The sequence below is a fragment of the Leisingera sp. XS_AS12 genome, assembly GCF_041224635.1.
Taxonomy (GTDB): Bacteria; Pseudomonadota; Alphaproteobacteria; order Rhodobacterales; family Rhodobacteraceae; genus Leisingera.
Genome location: NZ_JBGFGM010000126.1, coordinates 178331 through 199782 on the forward strand (window position 1 = coordinate 178331; position 21452 = coordinate 199782).

General features: G+C 65.6%; 28 protein-coding genes. 21 read left to right on the top strand and 7 right to left on the bottom strand.

The genetic code is table 11. The annotated features are described in order from the left end of the window. Positions 1 to 22: 22 nt before the first annotated feature. The 3 genes from rplI to rpsF are packed head-to-tail and all read right to left on the bottom strand — an operon-like array spanning position 23 to position 1262. Positions 23 to 640 (bottom strand): 50S ribosomal protein L9, encoded by a 618-nt coding sequence (rplI, locus tag AB9K35_RS21150; protein WP_369929200.1) that lies wholly within the window; start codon positions 638 to 640, stop codon positions 23 to 25. Positions 641 to 652: 12 nt separating this feature from the next. After that, the gene (gene rpsR / locus AB9K35_RS21155) at positions 653 to 880 is read right to left on the bottom strand and encodes a 30S ribosomal protein S18 (RefSeq protein ID WP_005982441.1); all 228 of its coding nucleotides are present in this window, start codon (positions 878 to 880) and stop codon (positions 653 to 655) included. 28 nt (positions 881 to 908) lie between these two features. Then, positions 909 to 1262 carry a 30S ribosomal protein S6 gene (gene rpsF / locus AB9K35_RS21160; protein WP_222453201.1) on the bottom strand — a complete coding sequence of 118 codons (354 nt, stop codon included), beginning with the start codon at positions 1260 to 1262 and terminating at the stop codon, positions 909 to 911. 357 nt (positions 1263 to 1619) lie between these two features. On the opposite strand from rpsF, the gene AB9K35_RS21165 reads away from it, so the two are divergent. Both AB9K35_RS21165 and AB9K35_RS21170 read left to right on the top strand, forming a co-directional pair. Next, entirely contained in the window at positions 1620 to 2162 is a 543-nt protein-coding gene (locus AB9K35_RS21165; protein WP_369929205.1) for a hypothetical protein, read from the top strand. 156 nt (positions 2163 to 2318) lie between these two features. Next, complete coding sequence (locus tag AB9K35_RS21170) at positions 2319 to 2897, top strand: YceI family protein (protein WP_369929207.1); 579 nt, start codon at positions 2319 to 2321, stop codon at positions 2895 to 2897. Positions 2898 to 3136: 239 nt separating this feature from the next. On the opposite strand, the gene AB9K35_RS21175 is transcribed toward AB9K35_RS21170, so the two are convergent. Continuing rightward, positions 3137 to 4396 (bottom strand): cytochrome b/b6 domain-containing protein, encoded by a 1260-nt coding sequence (locus AB9K35_RS21175; protein ID WP_369929209.1) that lies wholly within the window; start codon positions 4394 to 4396, stop codon positions 3137 to 3139. A gap of 178 nt (positions 4397 to 4574) precedes the next feature. Here AB9K35_RS21175 and fabD point away from each other — a divergent pair, with 178 nt between their 5' ends. From fabD to AB9K35_RS21195, 4 genes are all read left to right on the top strand, one after another. After that, on the top strand, positions 4575 to 5507 hold the full coding sequence (gene fabD, locus AB9K35_RS21180) for an ACP S-malonyltransferase (protein WP_222453197.1): 933 nt from the start codon (positions 4575 to 4577) through the stop codon (positions 5505 to 5507). An 84-nt stretch (positions 5508 to 5591) separates the two neighbouring features. Continuing rightward, positions 5592 to 6329 (top strand): 3-oxoacyl-ACP reductase FabG, encoded by a 738-nt coding sequence (gene fabG, locus AB9K35_RS21185; RefSeq protein ID WP_222453196.1) that lies wholly within the window; start codon positions 5592 to 5594, stop codon positions 6327 to 6329. Positions 6330 to 6736: 407 nt separating this feature from the next. Beyond that, positions 6737 to 6970: an acyl carrier protein gene (locus AB9K35_RS21190; RefSeq protein ID WP_005982462.1), complete on the top strand. Its 234-nt coding sequence runs from the start codon at positions 6737 to 6739 to the stop codon at positions 6968 to 6970. A 264-nt stretch (positions 6971 to 7234) separates the two neighbouring features. Continuing rightward, positions 7235 to 7978, top strand: coding sequence for a HisA/HisF-related TIM barrel protein (locus tag AB9K35_RS21195; protein WP_369929213.1), 744 nt, complete (start codon positions 7235 to 7237; stop codon positions 7976 to 7978). Between the two features lie 75 nt (positions 7979 to 8053). Here the strand turns inward: AB9K35_RS21195 and AB9K35_RS21200 are convergent, their stop codons facing one another. Continuing rightward, the gene (locus AB9K35_RS21200; protein WP_369929215.1) at positions 8054 to 8989 is read right to left on the bottom strand and encodes a PilZ domain-containing protein; all 936 of its coding nucleotides are present in this window, start codon (positions 8987 to 8989) and stop codon (positions 8054 to 8056) included. Between the two features lie 284 nt (positions 8990 to 9273). After that, the gene (locus AB9K35_RS21205) at positions 9274 to 10152 is read right to left on the bottom strand and encodes a PilZ domain-containing protein (RefSeq protein WP_369929217.1); all 879 of its coding nucleotides are present in this window, start codon (positions 10150 to 10152) and stop codon (positions 9274 to 9276) included. A 387-nt stretch (positions 10153 to 10539) separates the two neighbouring features. Between AB9K35_RS21205 and fabF the strand changes: the two genes are divergently transcribed. After that, the gene (fabF, locus tag AB9K35_RS21210; protein ID WP_369929219.1) at positions 10540 to 11805 is read left to right on the top strand and encodes a beta-ketoacyl-ACP synthase II; all 1266 of its coding nucleotides are present in this window, start codon (positions 10540 to 10542) and stop codon (positions 11803 to 11805) included. Further along, the gene (gene mltG / locus AB9K35_RS21215) at positions 11805 to 12962 is read left to right on the top strand and encodes an endolytic transglycosylase MltG (RefSeq protein ID WP_222453191.1); all 1158 of its coding nucleotides are present in this window, start codon (positions 11805 to 11807) and stop codon (positions 12960 to 12962) included. Before fabF ends, mltG begins: the two co-directional genes overlap by 1 nt. A gap of 11 nt (positions 12963 to 12973) precedes the next feature. On the opposite strand, the gene AB9K35_RS21220 is transcribed toward mltG, so the two are convergent. Next, on the bottom strand, positions 12974 to 13204 hold the full coding sequence (locus AB9K35_RS21220) for a hypothetical protein (protein ID WP_369929221.1): 231 nt from the start codon (positions 13202 to 13204) through the stop codon (positions 12974 to 12976). Between AB9K35_RS21220 and AB9K35_RS21225 the strand changes: the two genes are divergently transcribed. The 13 genes from AB9K35_RS21225 (at position 13203) to AB9K35_RS21285 (ending at position 21438) form a co-directional block, all read left to right on the top strand. Beyond that, on the top strand, positions 13203 to 13571 hold the full coding sequence (locus AB9K35_RS21225; RefSeq protein ID WP_369929223.1) for a hypothetical protein: 369 nt from the start codon (positions 13203 to 13205) through the stop codon (positions 13569 to 13571). The two genes, AB9K35_RS21220 and AB9K35_RS21225, sit on opposite strands and share 2 nt — an antisense overlap. Then, positions 13564 to 14850, top strand: a complete 1287-nt coding sequence (locus AB9K35_RS21230; protein WP_369929225.1) for a DNA-packaging protein — start codon at positions 13564 to 13566, stop codon at positions 14848 to 14850. Before AB9K35_RS21225 ends, AB9K35_RS21230 begins: the two co-directional genes overlap by 8 nt. A gap of 221 nt (positions 14851 to 15071) precedes the next feature. Beyond that, entirely contained in the window at positions 15072 to 16274 is a 1203-nt protein-coding gene (locus tag AB9K35_RS21235; protein WP_369929227.1) for a phage portal protein, read from the top strand. Continuing rightward, a complete protein-coding gene (locus AB9K35_RS21240; protein WP_222453187.1) occupies positions 16267 to 16491 on the top strand; it encodes a hypothetical protein in 225 nt (74 codons plus the stop codon). The genes AB9K35_RS21235 and AB9K35_RS21240 overlap by 8 nt, the downstream gene beginning before the upstream one ends. Before the next feature lie 26 nt (positions 16492 to 16517). Beyond that, entirely contained in the window at positions 16518 to 17108 is a 591-nt protein-coding gene (locus AB9K35_RS21245) for an HK97 family phage prohead protease (RefSeq protein ID WP_369929229.1), read from the top strand. Further along, on the top strand, positions 17105 to 18286 hold the full coding sequence (locus AB9K35_RS21250; RefSeq protein WP_369929231.1) for a phage major capsid protein: 1182 nt from the start codon (positions 17105 to 17107) through the stop codon (positions 18284 to 18286). Before AB9K35_RS21245 ends, AB9K35_RS21250 begins: the two co-directional genes overlap by 4 nt. 175 nt (positions 18287 to 18461) lie before the next feature. Next, positions 18462 to 19061, top strand: a complete 600-nt coding sequence (locus AB9K35_RS21255) for a head-tail connector protein (RefSeq protein ID WP_369929233.1) — start codon at positions 18462 to 18464, stop codon at positions 19059 to 19061. Further along, entirely contained in the window at positions 19058 to 19390 is a 333-nt protein-coding gene (locus AB9K35_RS21260; RefSeq protein ID WP_222453183.1) for a head-tail adaptor protein, read from the top strand. Before AB9K35_RS21255 ends, AB9K35_RS21260 begins: the two co-directional genes overlap by 4 nt. Further along, positions 19387 to 19794, top strand: a complete 408-nt coding sequence (locus AB9K35_RS21265) for a DUF3168 domain-containing protein (RefSeq protein ID WP_369929236.1) — start codon at positions 19387 to 19389, stop codon at positions 19792 to 19794. Before AB9K35_RS21260 ends, AB9K35_RS21265 begins: the two co-directional genes overlap by 4 nt. Before the next feature lie 47 nt (positions 19795 to 19841). After that, positions 19842 to 20255 (top strand): phage major tail protein, TP901-1 family, encoded by a 414-nt coding sequence (locus tag AB9K35_RS21270; RefSeq protein WP_369929238.1) that lies wholly within the window; start codon positions 19842 to 19844, stop codon positions 20253 to 20255. A 4-nt stretch (positions 20256 to 20259) separates the two neighbouring features. After that, positions 20260 to 20580, top strand: a complete 321-nt coding sequence (locus AB9K35_RS21275; RefSeq protein ID WP_369929240.1) for a gene transfer agent family protein — start codon at positions 20260 to 20262, stop codon at positions 20578 to 20580. Next, positions 20577 to 20786, top strand: a complete 210-nt coding sequence (locus AB9K35_RS21280; protein ID WP_369929242.1) for a rcc01693 family protein — start codon at positions 20577 to 20579, stop codon at positions 20784 to 20786. The genes AB9K35_RS21275 and AB9K35_RS21280 overlap by 4 nt, the downstream gene beginning before the upstream one ends. Further along, on the top strand, positions 20779 to 21438 hold the full coding sequence (locus AB9K35_RS21285) for a phage tail tape measure protein (RefSeq protein WP_369929244.1): 660 nt from the start codon (positions 20779 to 20781) through the stop codon (positions 21436 to 21438). The genes AB9K35_RS21280 and AB9K35_RS21285 overlap by 8 nt, the downstream gene beginning before the upstream one ends. Positions 21439 to 21452 lie beyond the last annotated feature (14 nt).

Below are 21452 nucleotides of genomic sequence, written 5' to 3' on the forward strand. Positions count from 1 at the left end.
GATGTCACCGATCCGGGAAGGATCAGTTGTTTTCGTCTTCGCCAGCGGCTTCGGCGGCCGGTGCCATGTCGTCATCGTCCGACGCAGCGGAACCGATGTCGTCGAACAGTTCGGAGATCTCGAACTCGGCAGCGGCTTCCTCTTCGGCGGCCAGCTCCTGGATCGATTTGCCCGACGCCTGCAGCTCGGCCTCTTCGGCGGAACGTGCAACGTTCAGTTTGACAACGGCCATGACTTCCGGGTGCAGGTGCACTTCGGCTTCATGCAGGCCCAGGACCTTGATCGGCTCACGGATGATGACCTGCTTGCGGTCAACCGAGAAGCCGGCTTCGGTGGCCACTTCGGCGGTGTCACGCGGGGTGACCGAGCCGTAGAGGTTGCCGCCATCGGAGGCCTGGCGAATCACGACGAACTGCTGTCCGTCCAGTTTCTCTGCCAGAGCCTCGGCTTCTTTCTTGGTCTCCAGGTTGCGCGCTTCCAGCTGCGCTTTCTGGGCTTCGAAGGAAGCGATGTTGGCTTCGGAAGCGGTCTTTGCCTTGCCCTGCGGCAGCAGGAAGTTGCGGGCGAACCCGGGCTTCACGTCAACGACGTCGCCCATTTGGCCCAGCTTCGCAACGCGCTCAAGAAGGATAACTTGCATCTGCTTATCTCCTTACTTCACGGCGTAGGGCAGCAGGGCGAGGAAGCGGGCGCGCTTGATTGCACGGGCCAGCTCACGCTGCTTCTTTGCCGAAACGGCGGTGATGCGCGAAGGCACGATCTTGCCGCGCTCAGAGATGTAGCGCTGCAGCAGACGGGTGTCCTTGTAGTCGATCTTCGGCGCGTTGTCGCCCGAGAACGGGCACACCTTGCGGCGGCGGAAAAACGGTTTGGCTGCCATGATTTAGCGTCCTTTTCTCAAGCTTCGATCAGCGGCGCTCGCGACGGTTGTCGCGTTCGTCACGTTTCTGCATCTGGACCGAGGGGCCCTCGGCGTGCTCGTCGACCTTGATGGTCAGAACGCGCATCACGTCGTCATGCAGGCGCATCAGGCGCTCCATTTCCTGGATCGCCGACGACGGAGCATCGGTGCGCAGGAAGGCGTAGTGGCCCTTGCGGTTCTTGTTGATCTTGTAGGCCATGGTCTTGACGCCCCAGTACTCCTGGTCGACCAGCTTACCGCCGTTGTCGGACAGAACAGCACCGAAGTGTTCGATGAGGCCTTCAGCTTGCGAGTTGGACAGGTCCTGACGCGCAATCATGACATGCTCATAGAGTGGCATGCGAACTCCTGTTTGTGTCTAGGCGCATTTCATAGACCTGGCATCTGCTGCTTCCGCTGCCGGGTCACGAGAGGCTGCGCGGATCGAATAAAGTGCGAAAGCAGGGCCTCCTATACAGGCTGGGGCCGAAAGAGCAAGGCAAAAGGGCCGCGGCTGCCGGAGGTCGCGCGCCACGGCGCGGTCGCGGTCCAGCGCCGCAAGGGCGCTGGGAGGCACGGTCCGGGCAGCCGCAGCAAAACCCCGTCGCGGACACAATCCTGCCCGAATGTGCCGTTCATCTTGGTTAACGAAACATTAACCACCCGTCAGGCCGCCTCGGCCAGGCGGTTGGGTGGCAGAACGGGAGAGGGCAGCGCTATGGCATTGACGGATCAATTTCAGGGCTACGGCGCCGCCATGCCTCGCCGCGTCGGTTTGGGCGGTCGGGGCGGCCTGCCGGAGACGGTCTCGTTGAGCTTGCGCCTCGACGCCAACTGGACCCTCGGGCTGGTGCTCAAGCGGTTCATCGGGGCTGCGATGATGCTCAGCGCGGTTGGGCTGTGGCTCATGCCCGAGGCCGGAGAGCGCTATGACCTGACGCTGGTGCGCCTGGGGATCTCGGTCTCGCTGGTGCTGGTCGGGCTCGCTCTGCTGAGCGTGCGGGAGGCTGCCAGCCGCCCGGAGGCCTGTTTTGACCCGACCCGAAAGGAGCTGCGGCTTCTGCGTTGCGACGCCTACCGCCGCCCGCGCACGATCCTGCGACGCAGCTACGACAGGCTGGGCGGCGCGCGCTTCACCGCGGCCACGGTGCAAATCTACGAAGCCGACGGCAGCCTGCTGATGGAACTGCCGATCTGTTCGACCGCCCTGCGCAGCCAGCTGCGTGATCAGCTCAGCGGGTTGGTTCACATCCTGTCCTGATTTTCATCACGTTTTCGCGAGTTTAGGCCCGGCGCACAACTCGCCGGGTTTCGTGTTCGTGCGCTCACAGATACTGTTGGTTTTTGTGGGCTTCCCTTTGCAGGGGGGCATGCGCCACATCTGGTGGCACAAGAATTCATGAAACGGAGCCTTACGATGAAAAAGACCCTGTTTGCCGCCGCACTGGCCGCAATCGCCGCAACCGGCGCCGCCGCTGCACCGGAGAAATACGTCCTCGATTCCGGCCACAGCCAGGTCATCTTCGACTACAACCACCTCGGCTATTCGACCACTTACGGCATGTTCTCGGGCTTCGAGGGCGAGATCATGTTCGACCAGGAAGATCCGGCGGCCTCCAGCGTGTCTGTGTCCATGCCGCTGAGCAGCATGCTCACGGGCTGGCAAAAGCGCTTTGACCATTTCATGAGCAAGGATTTCTTCGACGCCACCGAGGATGAGACCATCACGTTCACCTCTACCTCGATCGAGGTGACGGGCGAGAACACCGCCAAGATCACCGGTGATCTGACCCTGAACGGCGTGACCAAGTCGGTCGTGCTGGACGCCAAGCTGAACAAGGCGGGCGAACACCCGATGGCGAAAAAGCCGTGGGCCGGCTTTGACGCCACCACCACGCTGGTGCGCTCCGAGTACAACCTCGGCCAGTTCGCGCCCTTCGTCAGCGACGAGGTCAATGTGAAGATCTCGATCGAGGCGATGAAAGCCGAAGAGTAATCGCGGCGCGTCTGATCGCATCAGATCGGTAAACACTGCACCGCCGGTTCCGTCTGGAACCGGCGGTTTCCTTTTGTCAGGATTCTCTTGTCAGGCCCCCCCCGCCGAATTCTGTTCCGCGCCGCTGTCGGCCTCCGCGCGGCCCATCCGTCCGGGGGGCGTGCAGGGCGCAGCGGCGGGGAGCAAAAAAAATCCCCCGGCCGAGGGCCGGGGGCAATCTCTGATGATTGGGATTTCGCTTACGGTTTGCGCGTCGCCTCCAGGTCGACGGATACCTCGACGGCAAAACCGAGCGAGCTTTCGTCCGGCAGGCTTTGACCGATGCCGAAGTCCATCCGGTTCAGGGTCAGCCCGCCCTGCATCCGGGCGGTGTCGCCGTCCAGGTCCAGCGTAAAGGGCAGGGTGACCGGCACCTCCTGGCCTTTCAATGTCAGCGTGCCGCGTGCCTCGTACCCGGTCTCCAGCTTGAAGATCTGCGCCGCGAAGCGGGCGGTGGGATAGCTGGCGCTGTCAAAATAATCCGCGCCCATTGCCTGCTGGGTGACAGAGCCCAGCTCAAGCGACGGAATGGCAATCGTGACCTCTACCTCGCCCGCCGGACCGGGCGTTGCGGGCTCCTCGAACTGGATCTGCGCTGACCATTCGGCAAAGCTGCCGGTGACGGCGCTGCCCATCTGGGTGACCGAGATCGCCAGCGTGCCCGACTGAACCTGCCAGTTGCTCGCCGCGGCGTCCTCCGCGGTCGCAGTCTCGAGCGCGGTGACAGGGGTTGCGATCCCCTGCGCCTGTTCGGGCGCGTGGCGATCCAGCATGCCAAGGGTTGCGCCACCACCAAGCACGCCGAGCCAGACCAGCGCAGCCACCAGCAGAGGCAGCATGCTGTGGCGTTGCGGCGGCACGGACGGCAGGCGATGTTGGCCTGGCAGCATCCGGCGCAGCGTGGCATCGCGGTCGATCACGTGATGCTTCAGCGCACCGGCAATATGCAGCGCCAGCGCTGCCGCCAGCGTCCAGACCAGCAGCCAGTGCAGGCCGCCAAAGACACCTGCCACCACGTCCGATTTCGGCACAAAGGGCAGATCCTGACCAAAGGGCCACCAGATCGGCGCAAAGCCGGTGGTCGCGGCATGGTGGATCCAGCCGGACAGCGGCACCGCCACCAGCGAGCCATACAGCAACCAGTGCACGGTTTCTGCCGCCAGCGCCTCGGCCTTGCGATCGGGGTGCAGCAGGCCCGGCTTGGGCTGGCTCAGCGCCCAGAGGATGCGCAACACGGCGGTGAAAAACACGGCGACGCCAAGAGTCTTGTGCACCGAGAACAGCAATGTGGCGCGTTCGATAACTGCGGCATCGCCGTTAAAATCGGGGCCTTGGATCTGCTGCGCCAAGTCGTTGGCGATGTAGCCCAGGGGAAAGGCCGACAGAATGAGCAGGGCGGTCAGCCAGTGAAAGGTCTTGGCGACGCTGCCATAGCTGTGTGTGGTGTTCTGGCGCGGCATTTTCCGGCAGTCCTTCTGATGTGCGTTGCTGTCTCAAACCTAGCAACCCCGCCCCGGCGCGCAACACGCGGCAGGGCCATATCCCCGCACAGTCTTGGTGCGCAGGCTGCGGCTTTGCTTGTACGCCGCGTCAAGGGCCGCTACATCAGGCAAAACGTTCAATTAGACGAGGTCATCAATGACGATCGCATTTGTGTTCCCCGGACAGGGTGCCCAGACCATCGGCATGGGCAAGGCGCTGGCCGAGGCGTATCCGGCCGCCAAGGCCATCTTCGACGAGGTCGACGAGGCCCTGGGGGAAAGCCTGAGCCAGCTGATCTGGGAGGGCGACATCGAAACCCTGACCCTGACCCAGAATGCGCAGCCCGCGCTGATGGCCACCTCGCTGGCGGCGATGCGCGCGCTGGAGGCCGAAGGTCTGGGGATCGAAAAGGCCGCCTTCGTGGCCGGGCACAGCCTGGGTGAATATTCCGCACTGGCGGCTGCCGGGGCCATCTCGGTTGCGGATACCGCGCGCCTGTTGCGGACCCGTGGGCGTGCAATGCAAAGCGCCGTGCCGGTGGGCGAAGGCGCCATGGCAGCGATCCTGGGCCTCGATCTGGAGGCCGTGCGCGCCGTCGCCGACGAGGCCGCGCAGGGAGAGGTCTGCCAGGCCGCCAATGACAACGACCCGACCCAGGTCGTGGTCTCCGGCGCCAAGGCCGCGGTCGAGCGTGCCGCCGAGATCGCCAAGGAAAAGGGCGCAAAGCGCGCGGTGATGCTGCCGGTCTCCGCCCCGTTCCACTGCGCCCTGATGCAGCCTGCCGCCGATGCCATGGCGGAGGCGCTGGCCGGTGTTGAAATCAAATCCCCCGCGGTGCCGCTGATTGCCAATGTGCGCGCCGATGCGGTGACCGATCCGGACGAGATCCGCAAGCTGCTGGTCGAGCAGGTCACCGGCTCGGTGCGCTGGCGCGAGAGCGTGCAGGCGATGGCGGCCAAGGGCGTCACCGAATTCTGGGAAATCGGCGCAGGCAAGGCGCTGTCGGGCATGATCCGAAAGATCGACCGCTCCCTGACCAGCCGCCAGGCCGGCACCCCCGAGGACGTGCAGGCGCTGGCCGCCGGGTAATCGCCCTTTTGCAAGACTTTCGGCCTGTGTCGCGCGCCGTGCAACGCGGCGTTCCACGGGCCGACCATTAACTGAGGAAATGACATGTTTGATCTGACTGGCAAGAATGCCCTGATTACCGGCGCCTCCGGCGGCATCGGCGGCGATATCGCCCGCGCCCTGCACAAGGCCGGCGCCACCGTGGCGCTGTCCGGCACCCGCGAAGAGCCGCTGAAGGCGCTGGCCGAGGAACTGGGCGAGCGCGCCCACGTGCTGCCCTGCAACCTGTCCGACGCCGAGGCGGTCGAGGCGCTGCCGAAACAGGCCGCCGAGGCGATGGGCTCGGTCGACATTCTGGTGAACAACGCGGGCATCACCCGCGACAACCTGTTCATGCGGATGAAGGACGAGGAATGGCAGAGCGTGCTGGACGTGAACCTCACCTCCACCATGCGGCTGTGCCGCGGCGTGCTGCGCGGCATGATGAAGGCGCGCTGGGGCCGCATCATCAACATCTCTTCCGTCGTCGGTGCCACCGGCAACCCGGGCCAGGGCAACTATGCCGCCTCCAAGGCCGGCATGGTCGGCATGTCCAAGTCGCTGGCCTATGAGGTCGCCAATCGCGGTATCACCGTGAACGCTGTTGCGCCGGGCTTCATCGCCACCGCGATGACCGACAAGCTCAACGACAATCAGAAAGAAGCGATCCTGAACCAGATCCCGGCCGGCCGGATGGGAGATTCGCAGGAAATCGCTTCTGCCGTGCTGTATCTGGCCAGCCCCGAGGCCGGGTATGTCACCGGCACCACGCTGCACGTGAACGGCGGCATGGCGATGATCTGATTGCTCTGAGACCAGCATCTAGCAAGGCTTCGCGGTACCGCCGCGCAGCCTGTCCATAGTGTGATGGCGTCTGGATTGGACCAGAATCCGTGGTCAACCACTTGAAAAGCTGACCATTTGGAAAAAAAGTTACCCTGCACACTTGCAAGGGCTTGATTGCAGCGCCATCTGCACGCTTCATAGCCGCCAGGTGCAGGCTGGCCGGGCAGGCGTCTCTTTGCGAAACCGTTTGCCTTGGCTGCGGTCTATGCTATAGGCGGCGCATATTCGCGGTGGACTTCCCGTTGGGGCACGCCGCACCGTTCCCGCATCGCGGGGATGACACCGCCCGCTCCGGGCAACAACCACGCCGCCCGCAGGGGCAAGGGCAGAACCGGGCAGAGTGCCCTGAAAAACGAGGAAGAGACATGAGCGACGTCGCAGATCGCGTTAAAAAGATCGTTGTTGAGCACCTGGGTGTTGAAGAAGACAAAGTCACCGAAAACGCCTCCTTCATCGACGATCTGGGCGCAGACAGCCTGGACACCGTTGAGCTGGTCATGGCCTTCGAAGAAGAGTTCGGCATCGAAATCCCGGACGACGCAGCCGAGACCATCCAGACCTTTGGCGACGCAGTCAAATTCATCTCCGAAGCGTCCTGATCGACGTTTCCGGGATACCGGTCAGACGGCGTCTTCCCTTTGGGAAGGCGCCGTTTTTCTTTTTGGGGGAAGCAGTCCCGGCGCGGCAGGTCGGCACCGCGAATCTCTGCCAGAGGTTTGACCCGCGACGGGCGTGCCGCGGTGGCCAAATCGTGGAACCTGCGCCGCAATCAGACTGCAAACGGTCAGGAAACGGCGTCAGCCAGCGCCACATCCCGTGCTAAGCTATCTCTGATACGGGCAACATCAGAGGAGACTGGTGCAATGATGATCTACCCCACGATGGAACTTCAGAATGGCCGATGCGTGACGCTGGAAAAGGGCCGCCTGGACGAACCTCAGATCTGGCACGTGGATCCCGTGGAAACCGCCCGCAGCTTTGCGGCCGCTGGCGCCGAATGGATGCACATCACCGACTTCAATGCGATCGAAGGTGATTTCAGCAACGAGGAGCTGATTGCGGAGATCATCCGTGCGGTCGGCATTCCGGTGCAGTTGGGCGGTGGCATGCGCACCCGCGAACATGTGGAGCATTGGATTGACCGCGGCGCCGGGCGCATCGTGATCGGCACCCTCGCTGCCCGCGATCCGCAGCTGGTGCAGGAACTGGCCAAACACCACCCCGATCAGATCGTGCTGGCGGTCGACGTCTACCAGGGGCAGGTGATGACCGATGGCTGGCGCCAGGCCGGGGCGATCTCGCCCGAGGATTTCATCGCCGCCTTTGATTCCGCGCCCTTGGCCGGCATCCTGGTGACCGACATCGACAGCGACATGTCCGACGTCGAAGCGCAGCTGGGCCTGATTTCCGGCCTCGCCGAACAGGCGCGGGCACCGGTTATCGCCAGCGGTGTCGTGCGGGGATCGGATGATATCTCGCGGCTGAAGTATATCTCCAACATCTCCGGTGCGCTGGTCGGGCGGGCGCTGTTCCGCAAGACCTTGACGGTCGAGGAAGCGCTGGCGGTGGCGCGCCCGGAACCCGAGCCGGTGGCGGAGTTCCAGTAAGAATACCCATTGGCGCGGGTCCGGCCCGCGCCAAAACTGTCGTCTGCGGCAGGTCTGCCTGCGGCGGCCAGACTCTCAGAACGTGGGAGCGTCGGGCGCGGCAGGTGGGATCTGGTTCGGTATGGCCTGTGCGTCGCGGTCCGAAGGGCCGCGCTTTGACCATTTGAGCAGCGTCTGCAGCGTCTCGCGGGACATCGGCTTGGTGAAGTTGACCCCGACGTAGTCGGCGCTTTGCCAGATCACCTGCGCCTGGATTTCATCCACGGCGGGAAAGGCGACGGTAACCGCGCTTCGCACTGCGGGAAGTGGGCTGCCGGACAGGTTCCAGATGCGGACCTTGGCTCCCATCCGGCTGATGTCGACCAGCTTGGCGCGCAGCAGCTGCTGGTTGGTCTGCACACTGCAGGGCAGGGAGCAGGGATAGCGTTTGCTTCTGCGCCGGTGTCGGCGGGCCAGGCGCTCTCCGATGACCAGCCCGGCCCCGCCCAGGATCAGCGCGATGAACGAGGTCGCAATGGCCGTCTCGCGCGACATCCATTGTTCGCCCCCGGCACCGTTTCCACCAGATCCCGCCCGGACCTCCCCTGCGGGCAAGTCACAGGCCAGCGGAATGATGCGCCGTGCAAACTGGTTCAGAAGCGCTGCGGTGTTCAACCGTTCGGCACTGCTCATTGCGGCGGCGGTGCCATTACGATCGTAGATCTGCAGCAGGCCTTTATGCTGGGTGATCAACCGAACCGCCAGGGGTTCGAAAGTCTCGAGCCCGGCCCGCCGCATGCTCATGCGCAAATTCACCACCGAATGTTGTTCCAGCCAATGGCGCAGCAACGTGACGTCCCCGGGCGCATTGCCGTGTTTCAGATGCTCGAGAAACCCGCGGGCGCCGTGCTGAAAGGTGACGAGATCCGATTGCAGCATGCAGGTGGCCCTTGATGCCGCGACCCTGTCCGCGCTGGCCAAGGCCACGCTGGTTGCAAGGAGTGCTGTCAGCATCAGGGACCGGAATGTCATGGCGGGGCTCTTTTTGCAGGTTGGGGCAGTCTCTCAGTCGTATTCTAGTCTCCGGAAGTGTCGCACAGGAGGGCGCAAAAGGTGTTAAAGGCTGCGAGAAAGAACCGTCAAATTGTCGTAAAAGCATTGACGGCAGGCGCGCGAGATCCCCGCCCGGTTGGGGCAGGACAGCCATTTTTTCCCGCGCGCGTTTGCCGCAGACGCCGGATGGATGACGGCGCAGGCGCGTCCGGGATGGTGTAAGTGCTGATGGGAGAAGCAGGCAGGCCAGATGGCACTCGCGCTCAGTGGGCCAGTCGGGCGCCAACTTTTACATCGCCCGTGTCGAGGGCGTCCATCGGATAGGCTTCCAGCAACCGGTGCAGCTGCATGAAATTGAAATCCTTGGTGAATTGCACGCCGATATAGTCAGCCGTCTGCCAGCGGACCTGCGCGGTCACCGTGTAGCCACCGAATTGCAGCCCGACCCGGCCCGAGACCACCAGCGGCACATCCGGGCGCAGCTTGGCGCCAGCGCGGCTGAGGTCCACCAGATGTCCCCGCAGGGTGCGGCTGCCGGCCTGAAGCGTGCAGGGCACCGCGCAGGGAAACCGCTTGGTGCGACGGATGCGGCGGATGCCGATGCGATCGAGGAAATAGAGAATGCTGCCGCCCAGAACCAGAAAGGAAACCCAGGCAATGCCCGCATTGATGATCTGCTGGCGCATGCGGGCGTCCTCGGCCGCGACCGCGACCAGCTTGCTGCCAAAGCCCTCTTCCTTGACCTGGTCACAGGGCAGGGCTTCGACCAGCAGGCCGAACTCGGCCACCAGCTCGGCGACTTTGAGATGGCGCGCACTGTCGCGCGCGGCGATACGGCCCTGGCTGGCGTAAATGTGCAGCAAGGCCTGGTGCCGTTTCAGCAGTTCCATCGCCGGGGGCGCGGCTGCGGTGATTCCGACCGCGCGCATCCGCTGCAGCAGCGGTTGCGGCGGGTGCACGCTCATCCAGCTGCGCAATCCCTGCAGGTGATAAGCCCCTTCGCCGGTCTCAAGATAGGAGAGCACGCCCCGGGAGGCGCGGTGCAAGTTGGACAGGTCCTGATGTACGGCACAGCTGGCCTCGGCGCGCAGTGGCAGCAGGCCGGTCAGCAACAGTGCGAGTATCAAAAGCCATCGTTGCATGGCGAGGGTGGTCCCTTGTTACGTGCAGCTGCAACAATGGGGCAAATTTCCGAATTTGCGGTTAACGCCGCCAGTGCGGCTGCAGCGATTTGCTTGGCTAAGGCACGGGAGAACGGCCTTTCCCTGCACAGGAAAAAAGCGGGTTGGAGACACTATTGGCCCGATGCTCCAACCCGCTGTGGCAAGCCGTCTGACCGGATGCCGAGTATTTCCTTGAAGGTGATTTCAACCTACAGGTGAAGTGTTAACGAAAACTTCCTCTTTCGCAACTTTTGCGCAAAAAACGGCCAGTTGCGCTCGAAATACGTGTCCCAGCCCGCTCTTGCGCCCATGTGCCATTCCAAGCTATCTGAACGGACGGATTGCCGAGGCATAGGAGAGCAAGGAATGCGCCGAGTAGTAGTCACCGGACTGGGCCTGGTCACCCCGCTGGCCAGCGGAGTCGAAGAAACCTGGTCCCGGTTGCTGGATGGACAGTCGGGCGCCGGCCCCATCACCCTGTTTGACGCCGAAGCCAGCGGCGTCGCCACCACTTATGCCTGCGAGGTTCCGCGCGGCGACGGGTCTGAGGGCACGTTCAACCCGGATGACTGGGTCATCAAGAAAGAACAGAAAAAGATCGACGACTTCATCCTCTATGGCATCGCCGCTGCGGACATGGCTGTCCGGGACGCAGGCTGGACGCCCGAGGACGAGGAAAGCCGCCTGCGCACCGGCGTGATGATCGGCTCCGGCATCGGCGGCCTGTCCTCGATCGCCGACACTGCCGTGATGATCAAGGAGAAAGGCCCCCGCCGGGTGTCGCCCTTCTTCATCCCCGGCGCGCTGATCAACCTGATCTCCGGTCAGGTCTCGATCCGCTTCGGCTTCAAGGGCCCGAACCACTCTGTCGTGACCGCCTGTTCGACCGGCGCCCATGCCATCGGCGACGCGGCCCGGCTGATCAAATCCGGCGACGCCGACGTGATGATCGCAGGCGGCGCCGAGGCGGCGATCTGCGAGATCGGCATTGCCGGCTTCAACGCCTGCAAGGCGCTGTCCACCAAGCGCGCCGATGACCCCAAGGCCGCCTCGCGCCCCTATGACGCCGACCGTGATGGTTTCGTCATGGGCGAAGGCGCCGGCATCGTGGTGCTGGAGGATTACGAGCACGCCAAGGCCCGCGGCGCCAAGATCTATGCCGAGGTTCTGGGCTACGGCCTCTCGGGCGACGCCTACCACATCACCGCCCCCTCCGAGGACGGCGAAGGCGGCGAGCGCTCCATGCGTGCGGCGCTGAAAAACGCCGGTCTGGAGCCGTCCGCGATCGACTACATCAATGCCCACGGCACCTCGACCATGGCCGACACGATCGAACTCGGCGCGGTGGAACGTCTGCTGGGCGATCACGCGGCCAATGTCACCATGTCCTCGACCAAATCCGCCACCGGCCACCTGTTGGGTGCGGCGGGCGCGATCGAGGCGATCTTCTCGATCCTGGCGATCCGCGACCAGGTGGCACCGCCGACCATCAACCTGGACAACCCGGCGGTGGAAACCCCGGTTGACCTCGCCCCCAACGCCAAGCGTGAGCGGGAAATCAACGTGGCGCTGTCCAACTCCTTCGGCTTTGGCGGCACCAACGCGTCGGTGATCTTCGGGAAATCCAGCTGATGTGGCGCAGCCTCGCTTCCAACATGCTGTCGATCCTCATCGTGGCGCTGTTCCTTCTGGGCGGCGTCATCCTGTGGGGCAAATCGCAGTACACCGCCGAAGGCCCGCTGGACACGGCGATCTGCCTGCGGGTGGAGCGGGGATCGAACATGACACGGGTGAGCCGCGATCTGGAAGAACAGAACGCGGTCTCCTCGGCGACCCTGTTCCGTCTCGGCGCCAAGTACAGCGAAAAGACCGGCCAGCTGAAGGCCGGCAGCTTCCTGGTGGAGCCGGGCGCCTCGATGGAGGAGATCACCAACCAGATCACCACCTCCGCGGCATCGACTTGCGGCACCGAGGTCGTCTATCGCATCGGCGTGACCCGCACCCAGGCCGAGGTACGCGAACTCGATCCGGCCACCAACAAGTTCGTCGAGAAGGCGGAGTTCATCCTTGGTGAGGGCGAAGTCCCCGAAGCCTATACCGAGACCCGTCAGGACAGTGACACCCGTTACCGCATCGCGGTGGCCGAAGGTGTGACGAGCTGGCAGGTGGTCGAGGCGCTGAAGGCGATGGATGTGCTGACTGGTGATCCTGGCGAACGTCCGGCCGAAGGGCTGCTTGCCCCGGACAGCTACGAGGTCACACCGGGCACTGAACGGGCTGCGGTGCTGGCGGAAATGCAGGAACGCCAGTTGCTGCGGATCAATGCCGCCTGGGAAGGCCGCTCGGACAAGGCCGCGGTGAAAACACCCGAGGAAATGCTGATCCTTGCCTCGATCATCGAGAAGGAAACCGGCGTTGCCGAGGAACGCGGTCTGGTCGCTTCGGTCTTCACCAACCGCCTGAACCGCGGCATGCGGCTGCAGACGGACCCGACCGTGATCTACGGCGTCACCAAGGGTGAGGGCGTTCTGGGCCGTGGTCTGCGCCAGAGCGAGCTGCGCGGGGCAACCCCGTGGAACACCTATGTGATCGAAGGCCTGCCGCCGACGCCGATTGCCAACCCCGGCATGGCCAGCCTCGAGGCGGCGGTGAACCCGGAAGAAACCGACTACGTGTTCTTCGTGGCGGACGGCACCGGCGGCCATGCCTTTGCCGAAACGCTGGAAGAGCACAACCGCAACGTCGCCAAATGGCGCCAGATCGAGGCCGAGCGGCAGCAGAACAACTGACCGCCGCAACCTCAGAGAATATGGAAAAGGGCGCCGACTGGCGCCCTTTTTTGTTGCGCATCAGAACCGTAGGGCGTTCTGTACCCGTTGCGCGTCGTTCCTGCCGAGCTTGACTTTTGCGCTATTTTCACGTAAGGGTTGTATTGCAGCTGGAAGAAACACAAGGCCGCGTCGGGTTCTGCGGCGGCCTGTCTTTCTCTCTTGTGCGGATCAAGAAACGCATAAGGCAGCCAGATTTTCATGACAGATCAGACACCGGACCAGGATGGCGGCAGCCACCTGAAGCGGCAGGTATTGTATACCTCCGATCTCTTGCGCTCGCTGCAAGAGAGCATTCACCGCCTGCGCAACGAGGCAGAGGCGCTGCGCGAACAGTTGGAGACCAACGGAATTGACGAGGTGACCGGCACCAAGGGGCAGGTCAGCAAGCTGGAGCAGCTGATCCGGGAATGCCAGAAAGTGGAGAGAGTCCTTGCAGAACAAAGCAGTGAATTCGCCGACCTGTTCAAATCCGAAAACGAGCTCGATCTCGTCGCGGCGCGCGCGGCTGTCGAACGCGGACTTTCTGGCCTGCGTGCCGCCCTCGATCCTGAGCTGGTTCTTGGATGAGCTGGACCTCCGCACGCTTTGTGCGCTGCCGCATCTGTTCGACATCTGGGCGCTGGATCACCAGCGCCCGCCGCCGGGCGATTGGCGCGCCTGGGTGATCCTGGGCGGGCGCGGCGCGGGCAAGACGCGGGCAGGGGCGGAATGGGTGCGTTCCTTGGCCGAAGGGCCGCGGCCGCGCGATCCGGGCCGGGCGCGGCGCATCGCGCTGGTGGCGGAAACCTATGACCAGGTGCGCGACGTGATGATCCACGGCGACAGCGGCATCCTCGCCTGTTCGCCGCCCGACCGGCGGCCGCAGTGGAAGGCGTCGGAGCGCAGGCTGATCTGGCCCAATGGCGCCGAGGCACAGGCTTTTTCCGCCCACGACCCGGAGGCGCTGCGCGGCCCCCAGTTCGACGCCGCCTGGGCGGATGAGCTGGCCAAGTGGAAAAAGGGGCAGGAGACATGGGACATGCTGCAATTCGCGCTGCGGCTGGGGCGGGATCCGCGCGTCTGCGTCACCACCACGCCACGCAATGCGCCCGCGCTCAAACGGCTGCTGGCCGCCCCCAGCACGGTGCAGACCCATGCCGCCACCGAGGCCAACCGCGCCAATCTCGCCCCCTCCTTCCTCGAGGAGGTGCGCGCCCGCTACGCGGGCACCCGCCTTGGTCGGCAGGAACTGGACGGCGTGATGCTGGCCGATGTGGAAGGCGCGCTGTGGACCAGCGCCACGCTGGCGGGCCAGCAGCAGGCGAACCCACCGCCCTTGGACCGGGTGGTGGTGGCGGTGGACCCTGCGGTGAGCGCAGGCAAGGCCTCAGACGCCTGCGGCATCGTGGTGGCGGGCGCCGTCACCCGCGGCCGCCCGCAGGACTGGCGCGCCTATGTGCTGGCCGACCGCACCGTGCAGGGGGTGGGGCCGCTGGCCTGGGCCAGGGCGGTGATCGCCGCCCGCGACGAATTCGGCGCCGAGCGCGTGGTGGCAGAGGTCAACCAGGGCGGCGCGCTGGTGGAAACCCTGCTGCGCCAGGCCGACCCGCTGGTGCCATTCCGCGCCTTGCACGCGGGCAAGTCCAAATCCGCCCGGGCAGAACCCGTGGCCGCGCTTTATGAACAGGGCCGGGTGCGGCATCTGCCGGGCCTGGGAGAGCTGGAGGACCAGATGTGCCAGATGACGCCGCAGGGCTATCTGGGGCAGGGCTCGCCCGACCGGCTGGACGCGCTGGTCTGGGCGCTGCACGAGCTGATCCTCGCCCCCGCCGCCTATCTGCGCCTGCCGCAAGTGCGCGTGCTGTAAGCGCCCGCTCTGGCCCTTTGGGGCCGCTGAAACCACGGAACCGCCCGTTCGTGCAACGGGCGGTTTCTGTTTTTTTTCAATGTCTTGCCATTGGGTGTTGCCCCCCCTGCGTACGCACCGCTTCGCAAATCTTCAGGGCTTTCTGGCATCAATCATCCCCAGCAAAGACGCACCGCCCGCCACCGGGCCGCCGCGTCATCCTGAACAACAAGGAGCGGATCATGGTCTTTGACCTCTTGCGGCGCAAATCACCGGAACCTCCCGAGCGGAAGGTCAGCCAGACCGCCCGCGTCGTCTCCTGGCAGGGCACCGGCCGCACCGCCTGGAGCCCGCGCGACAGTGTTTCCCTGACCCGCTCCGGCTTTGCGGGCAATCCGGTCGGCCACCGGGTGATCCGCCTGATCGCCGAGGCCGCCGCGGCGGTGCCGCTGGTGCTGCAGGACAATCACCAGCGCTATGAAAGCCACCCCTGGCTGTCGCTGCTGGCGCGCCCCAACCCGGCCCAAACCGGCGCCGAGTTCCTCGAGGCGCTTTATGGTCACCTGCTGCTGTCCGGCAATGCCTATGTCGAAATGGCCGCGGCGGAGGACGGCACCCCGGCAGAGCTGCATGTGCTGCGCTCGGACCGGATGCAAGTGGTGCCCGGCCCCGATGGCTGGCCCGCGGGCTTTGACTACGTGGTCGGCGGCCGCAAGCATCGCTTTGCGGCGGATCCGGCGCAGTCGCCGGTCTGCCACATCAAGAGCTTCCACCCGCAGGACGACCACTACGGCCTGTCGGCGCTGCAATCGGCGGCGATGGCGATCGACGTGCACAACGCCGCCTCCCGCTGGTCCAAGGCGCTGCTGGACAACGCCGCGCGCCCCTCTGGCGCGCTGGTCTGGAGCGGCTCGGACGGCCATGGCCGCATGTCCGAGGAACAGTTCCGTATCTTGAGCGACGAGATCCAGTCCAACTTCCAGGGCGCCAGGAACGCAGGCCGCCCGATGGTGCTGGAGGGCGGATTGGACTGGAAGCCGATGGGCTTTTCCCCCTCCGACATGGAATTCCAGAAAACCAAGGACGCCGCCGCGCGCGAGATCGCGCTGGCCTTCGGGGTGCCGCCGATGCTGCTGGGCATTCCGGGCGATGCGACCTACGCCAACTACCAGGAGGCCAACCGCGCCTTCTACCGGCTGACGGTGCTGCCGCTGGTCTCCAAGGTCGCGGGCGCGCTGGCGGACTGGCTGACCGGATGGAGCGGCGATGCGCTGACCTTGAAGCCCGATCTCGACCAGCTGCCCGCCCTTGCGGCCGAGCGCGAGGCGCAGTGGCGACGGGTGGCCGCGGCGGACTTCCTGACCACCGCGGAAAAACGCCAGCTGCTCGGCCTGCCGGCCGAGGCCGCCGCGCCGGTCCAGACGGAGGGCCAGCCGGATGACTGAACACCCGATGCACGCTTTTGACTGCTCGCCGGGGCTGCGCCTGTCGGCGCACGAGCGGGTCGCGCAGATCCAGCACGAGGCCGTGAACCGCCGGCTCGACCGGATCGAGCAGATGATGGAGCGGCTGGAAAAGCGCCTGTGGCTCACCGTCTACGGTGTCGCCGCGGTGATCCTGGCGCAGGCCTTCCAATCCTTCCTGGCGGTGCAGCTGCCGTGAAATCAAACCTTTATGAGGCACATGTCATGCAGGATATTCCCCCGCTCGAACATAAATTCGCCAGCTTCGGAAAGGATCTGGCGCTGACCGGCGCCGCCGCGATCAGCGGCTACGCCAGCCTGTTCGGTCGGCCCGACCGGGGCGGCGACGTGGTGCAGCCCGGCGCCTATGCGGCCTCGCTGGCGGCGCTGGCGGCCGAGGGGCGCAGCGTCAAGATGCTGTGGCAGCACGACCCGGCGCAGCCGATCGGCGTCTGGGACGAGGTGCGCGAGGACAGCCGCGGGCTGTTCGTCAAGGGCCGCATTCTGACTGCCACCGCCAAGGGGGCCGAGGTCGCCGCGCTGATCCAGGCGGGCGCCATCGATGGGCTGTCGATTGGCTACCGCACCCAGAAGGCTGCCCGCGGCGCCGACGGCTGCCGCCAGCTGTGCCAGGTGGAATTGTGGGAGGTCTCGCTGGTCACCTTCCCGATGCTGCCCGCCGCCCGCGTGAGCGGCAAATCCCGCACTGACACCCCCGGAGGCGAAGCGGCCGAGCCCGGCAGCGATGCCCTGCGCGCCCTGGCCGACGGCCTGCGCCAGATCACCCGTGACCTCAAGACAGGACAAGACACATGAGCACAGACACCCAGCCGGACCAGTCCGGCGACACCCTTCCCCTGGTCCATGAAGTCAAGCAGGCCATGTCCGGCTTTCTTCAGGAATTCAAGGGGTTCCAAACCGACGTGCAATCAAGGCTGAAACAGGCAGAAAAGCGAGTGACCATGCTGGACCGTAAGACAATCTCTCAGAACCGCCCCCCTCTGGCCGCCGCCCGCGACAGTGCGGCGCCGCATCAGAAAGCCTTCAACGCTTACCTGCGCAGCGGCGATGACGACGGCCTGCGCGGGCTGGAGCTGGAGGGCAAGGCGATGTCCACTGCCGTGGGCAGCGACGGCGGCTACCTGGTCGACCCGCAAACCGCCGAGACGGTGAAGACCGTGCTGCAATCCTCCGCCTCGATCCGCGCGGTGGCCTCGGTGGTGCATGTGGAAGCGACCTCCTACGACGTGCTGATCGACCACAGCGAGTTGGGCGCCGGCTGGGCCACCGAGACCGATCCCACGGCAGAGACCGGCACCGGCACCATCGACCGCATCACCATCCCGCTGCACGAGCTGAGCGCGCTGCCCAAGGCCTCGCAGCGGCTGCTGGATGACAGCGCCTTTGACATCGAGGGCTGGCTGGCCGGCCGCATCGCCGGCAAGTTCGCCCGGTCCGAGGCGGCGGCCTTCATCAACGGCGACGGTATCGACAAGCCCAAGGGCTTCCTGTTCCACCCCAAGGTGGACGACACCAGCTGGAGCTGGGGCAGCATCGGCTATGTGGCTTCGGGCGTGGACGGCGACGTCGGCAGCGGCGATGCGGTGATTGACCTGGTCTATGCGCTGGCGGCGGAATACCGCGCCAATGCGACCTTCATCATGAACTCCAAGACCGCGGGAATGCTGCGAAAACTGAAGGACGCCGACGGCCGATTCCTGTGGTCCGACGGTCTCGCCGCGGGGGAGCCTGCGCGGCTGATGGGCTATTCCGTGCTGGTGGCCGAGGACATGCCCGATCCGGCCAGCAACAGCTACTCCATTGCCTTTGGCGACTTTGGCGCGGGCTACACCATCGCCGAGCGCCCCGACCTGCGGGTGCTGCGTGACCCGTTCAGCGCCAAGCCGCATGTGCTGTTCTATGCCACCAAGCGGGTCGGCGGCGACGTCAGCGATTTTGCCGCGATCAAGCTGATGAAATTCGGCCTGACCTGATCGTCAGGACCGATGGCGGGGCGGCAGCCCGCTCCGCCGGCAGGCACGCCCGACTTTTCCCTTGTCGTCCAGCTGCTCCCCCTCCGACCGAGCGGCAAGGGATGGCGCGTGCCTGCCGCATCTTTCACCGCCCGCAGACCGGGACCACGACGGGGGAGGCCACAGGAGTAAGATGATGATGCTGAGCGAAGTGACTCCGGTGCCGGATACCGCGCTGCCCCTGGCCGAGTTCAAGGCGCATCTGCGCCTCGGCACCGGCTTTGGCGAGGCGGGGCTGCAGGATCCGGTGCTGTCCGGTTTCCTGCGCGCGGCCCTGGCTGCGATCGAAGGAAGGACCGGCAAGGCACTGATAAAACGTGAATTCCTGCTGGAGGTCCGGCACTGGCGCGATCGCGCGCGGATGCTGCTGCCGATTGCTCCGGTGGCGACGATCGACGCCGTACACTTGCGCGACGCCGCCGGGACGGAGACCCTGCTGGACCCGGCGTCCTATCATCTGGAGGCCGACAGCCACCGCCCGCGGCTGTGCCCGGCGGGTGCGCTGCTGCCTGCCATTCCCGCGGGCGGCAGCGCGCGGATTTCCTTGCAGGCCGGGATGGCGGCGGACTGGGGCAGCCTGTCGGCCGATCTGGGCCAGGCGGTGATGCTGCTGGCGGCGCATTACTACGAACACCGCTCCGACACCGGACTGCACGGCGGCTGCATGCCCTTTGGCGTCACCAGCCTGATCGAACGCTACCGCAGCCTGCGGCTGGTTGCAGGAGGGCTGGCATGAAACGGCTCCCCGATCTCAGCCGCGCCCTGGTGCTGGAGGACCCCCAGCGCAGCCCCGACGGCGCCGGCGGGTTTAGCGAAACCTGGGTCGCCCTCGGCACCCTTTGGGCAGAGGTGAAACCGCTGTCCGGGCGTCTCGCGGGCGATGGGCTGTCTTTGCAGAAATACCGTATCACACTGCGCGCAGCACCGGATGGCTTTGCATCCCGCCCGCGTCCGGACCAGCGGTTCCGTGACAACAACCGGATCTACCGCATTGATGCGGTTACAGAAACCGATGCCGCGGGCCGTTACCTCACCTGTTTCGCGGTCGAGGAGGTGGCAGCATGACCTATGCCCTGGCAGGCGGGCTGCAATCCGCCATCTACACCCATCTCAGCGGCGATGCGGCGCTGACAGCACTGGTCGGTAGCGCCATCTATGACGCGCTGCCCGCAGGCACGCTGCCGCAGACCTATGTGGCGCTCGGCGGCGAGGAGGTTCTGGACCGCTCCGACGTCACCGGCAGCGGCGCGGAGCACCGCTTTTTCGTGACCGTCACCAGCGATGCGGCCGGGTTTGCCGCCGCGAAATCCGCTGCCGCCGCCGTCTGCGATGCGCTGGTCGGCGCGGCAGTGCCGCTGCCGCGCGGACGGCTGGCGGGGCTGTGGTTCGACCGCGCCCGCGCCGAACGGCTGACCGGCGGCGGCAGGCAGATCACCCTGCGCTTCCGCGCCCGCCTGGAGGACGTGTGACCTCCGCGGCGATCAGCGCCCCATGACACTTCATTCGGAGAAAACCCATGACTGTACAAAACGGCAAGGACCTTCTGGTCAAGGTCGACATGAACGGCGCCGGCCTGTTCGAAACCATCGCGGGGCTGCGCGCCACGCGGATCAGCTTCAACGCCGAAAGCGTCGATGTGACCAGCCTCGAAAGCCAGGGCGGCTGGCGTGAACTGCTGGCCGGGGCCGGGGTGCGCTCGGCCAATATCTCCGGTTCCGGCATCTTCCGTGACGAGGCCACGGATGAACGCGCCCGCCAGCTGTTCTTTGACGGGGTGACGCCCGAGTTCCAGGTGATCATCCCCGATTTCGGCATCGTGCAGGGGCCGTTCCAGGTGACCGCGCTGGAATACGCGGGCAGCCACAACGGCGAGGCCACCTATGAGCTGTCGCTGGCCAGCGCCGGTGCGCTCAGCTTTGTCGCGATGTGATCCGATGGTGAACCCACAGGCAGGCGAGGCGGAATTGGTTGTGAATGGAACGCCTTACGCGCTGAAGCTGACGCTGGGCGCGCTGGCGGAGCTGGAGCAGCTACTGGGCGAGGACACTCTGATTGCGCTGGTGCAGCGGTTTGAACAAGGCCGGTTTTCCGCCCGCGACGTGCTTGCGCTCCTGGCCGCGGGCTTGCGCGGCGGCGGCCATGATCTCAGCCGTGAGACGCTGGCCGCAGCCACCATAGACGGCGGGCCGATGCAGGCGGCACGGGTCGCGGCAGAGCTGCTGACGCGCAGCTTCACCCCGCCGCAAACCCCATGACCGGGCTGGACTGGCCGGGACTGATGCGCGCCGGGATCGGCGGGCTGCGGCTGTTGCCACGCGACTTCTGGCAGCTAACCCCGGCCGAGCTCCAGCTGATGCTGGGCGCGGGCGCACAGGCGCAGCCGATGCAGCGTGCGCGGCTGGCGGATCTGATGCGCGCCTATCCCGACACGCCTGCGAAGAAGGAGGCAACAGATGACTGACACATCTTCAATGGCGGAACTGGAACTCCAGGGCGAAGCCCTGGGCGAGGCGCTGGACGGCGCCTCGGGCATGGCGGCGGGATTCGCCGAGGTGCTGGGCCGCGTCAAGCAGGGGTTTTCCGAAACCGGCCGCGACGCGCAGGTGCTGGATCGCAGTCTTTCCAAGGGTTTGCGGCGTGCTTTTGACGGGCTGGTGTTCGACGGCAACAGCCTGTCGCAGGCGATGGACACGCTGGCCCGCAGCCTGGTGCGCACCACCTACAACGCGGCGATGAAGCCGGTGACCAATCATGCCGCGGGGCTGCTCAGCGACGGGTTCGGCGCGCTCATCGGCGGGCTGCTGCCCTTTGCCGAGGGCGGCGCCTTCAGCCAGGGCCGGGTGATGCCCTTTGCCAAGGGCGGCGTGGTCAGCGGGCCGGTGGCCTTTCCGATGCGCGGCGCCACCGGGCTGATGGGCGAGGCCGGGCCAGAGGCGATCCTGCCGCTCACCCGCGGTGCCGACGGCGCGCTGGGGGTGCGTGCCCAGGGCGGCGGCGCGGTGCACGTGGTGATGAATGTCTCCACCCCGGACGTGCAGGGCTTTGAACGCAGCCGCAGCCAGATCGCCGCACAGCTGTCCCGGGCGCTGTCCCGCGGCGGGCGCAATCGTTAAGACCGGAGGGTAAG

Bases quoted from the DNA above. Each gene is read 5' to 3' on its own strand.
- AB9K35_RS21265 (WP_369929236.1), top strand. From the start codon at position 19,387: ATGACCTATGCCCTGGCAGGCGGGCTGCAATCCGCCATCTACACCCAT.
- mltG (WP_222453191.1), top strand. From the start codon at position 11,805: ATGTGGCGCAGCCTCGCTTCCAACATGCTGTCGATCCTCATCGTGGCG.
- AB9K35_RS21205 (WP_369929217.1), bottom strand. From the start codon at position 10,152: ATGCAACGATGGCTTTTGATACTCGCACTGTTGCTGACCGGCCTGCTG.
- fabG (WP_222453196.1), top strand. From the start codon at position 5,592: ATGTTTGATCTGACTGGCAAGAATGCCCTGATTACCGGCGCCTCCGGC.
- AB9K35_RS21220 (WP_369929221.1), bottom strand. From the start codon at position 13,204: ATGAAAATCTGGCTGCCTTATGCGTTTCTTGATCCGCACAAGAGAGAA.
- AB9K35_RS21195 (WP_369929213.1), top strand. From the start codon at position 7,235: ATGATGATCTACCCCACGATGGAACTTCAGAATGGCCGATGCGTGACG.
- AB9K35_RS21165 (WP_369929205.1), top strand. From the start codon at position 1,620: ATGGCATTGACGGATCAATTTCAGGGCTACGGCGCCGCCATGCCTCGC.
- AB9K35_RS21270 (WP_369929238.1), top strand. From the start codon at position 19,842: ATGACTGTACAAAACGGCAAGGACCTTCTGGTCAAGGTCGACATGAAC.
- AB9K35_RS21260 (WP_222453183.1), top strand. From the start codon at position 19,058: ATGAAACGGCTCCCCGATCTCAGCCGCGCCCTGGTGCTGGAGGACCCC.
- AB9K35_RS21170 (WP_369929207.1), top strand. From the start codon at position 2,319: ATGAAAAAGACCCTGTTTGCCGCCGCACTGGCCGCAATCGCCGCAACC.
- AB9K35_RS21285 (WP_369929244.1), top strand. From the start codon at position 20,779: ATGACTGACACATCTTCAATGGCGGAACTGGAACTCCAGGGCGAAGCC.
- fabD (WP_222453197.1), top strand. From the start codon at position 4,575: ATGACGATCGCATTTGTGTTCCCCGGACAGGGTGCCCAGACCATCGGC.
- fabF (WP_369929219.1), top strand. From the start codon at position 10,540: ATGCGCCGAGTAGTAGTCACCGGACTGGGCCTGGTCACCCCGCTGGCC.
- rpsR (WP_005982441.1), bottom strand. From the start codon at position 880: ATGGCAGCCAAACCGTTTTTCCGCCGCCGCAAGGTGTGCCCGTTCTCG.
- AB9K35_RS21250 (WP_369929231.1), top strand. From the start codon at position 17,105: ATGAGCACAGACACCCAGCCGGACCAGTCCGGCGACACCCTTCCCCTG.
- AB9K35_RS21280 (WP_369929242.1), top strand. From the start codon at position 20,577: ATGACCGGGCTGGACTGGCCGGGACTGATGCGCGCCGGGATCGGCGGG.
- AB9K35_RS21200 (WP_369929215.1), bottom strand. From the start codon at position 8,989: ATGACATTCCGGTCCCTGATGCTGACAGCACTCCTTGCAACCAGCGTG.
- AB9K35_RS21255 (WP_369929233.1), top strand. From the start codon at position 18,462: ATGATGCTGAGCGAAGTGACTCCGGTGCCGGATACCGCGCTGCCCCTG.
- rplI (WP_369929200.1), bottom strand. From the start codon at position 640: ATGCAAGTTATCCTTCTTGAGCGCGTTGCGAAGCTGGGCCAAATGGGC.
- AB9K35_RS21225 (WP_369929223.1), top strand. From the start codon at position 13,203: ATGACAGATCAGACACCGGACCAGGATGGCGGCAGCCACCTGAAGCGG.
- AB9K35_RS21190 (WP_005982462.1), top strand. From the start codon at position 6,737: ATGAGCGACGTCGCAGATCGCGTTAAAAAGATCGTTGTTGAGCACCTG.
- AB9K35_RS21275 (WP_369929240.1), top strand. From the start codon at position 20,260: ATGGTGAACCCACAGGCAGGCGAGGCGGAATTGGTTGTGAATGGAACG.
- rpsF (WP_222453201.1), bottom strand. From the start codon at position 1,262: ATGCCACTCTATGAGCATGTCATGATTGCGCGTCAGGACCTGTCCAAC.
- AB9K35_RS21240 (WP_222453187.1), top strand. From the start codon at position 16,267: ATGACTGAACACCCGATGCACGCTTTTGACTGCTCGCCGGGGCTGCGC.
- AB9K35_RS21235 (WP_369929227.1), top strand. From the start codon at position 15,072: ATGGTCTTTGACCTCTTGCGGCGCAAATCACCGGAACCTCCCGAGCGG.
- AB9K35_RS21175 (WP_369929209.1), bottom strand. From the start codon at position 4,396: ATGCCGCGCCAGAACACCACACACAGCTATGGCAGCGTCGCCAAGACC.
- AB9K35_RS21245 (WP_369929229.1), top strand. From the start codon at position 16,518: ATGCAGGATATTCCCCCGCTCGAACATAAATTCGCCAGCTTCGGAAAG.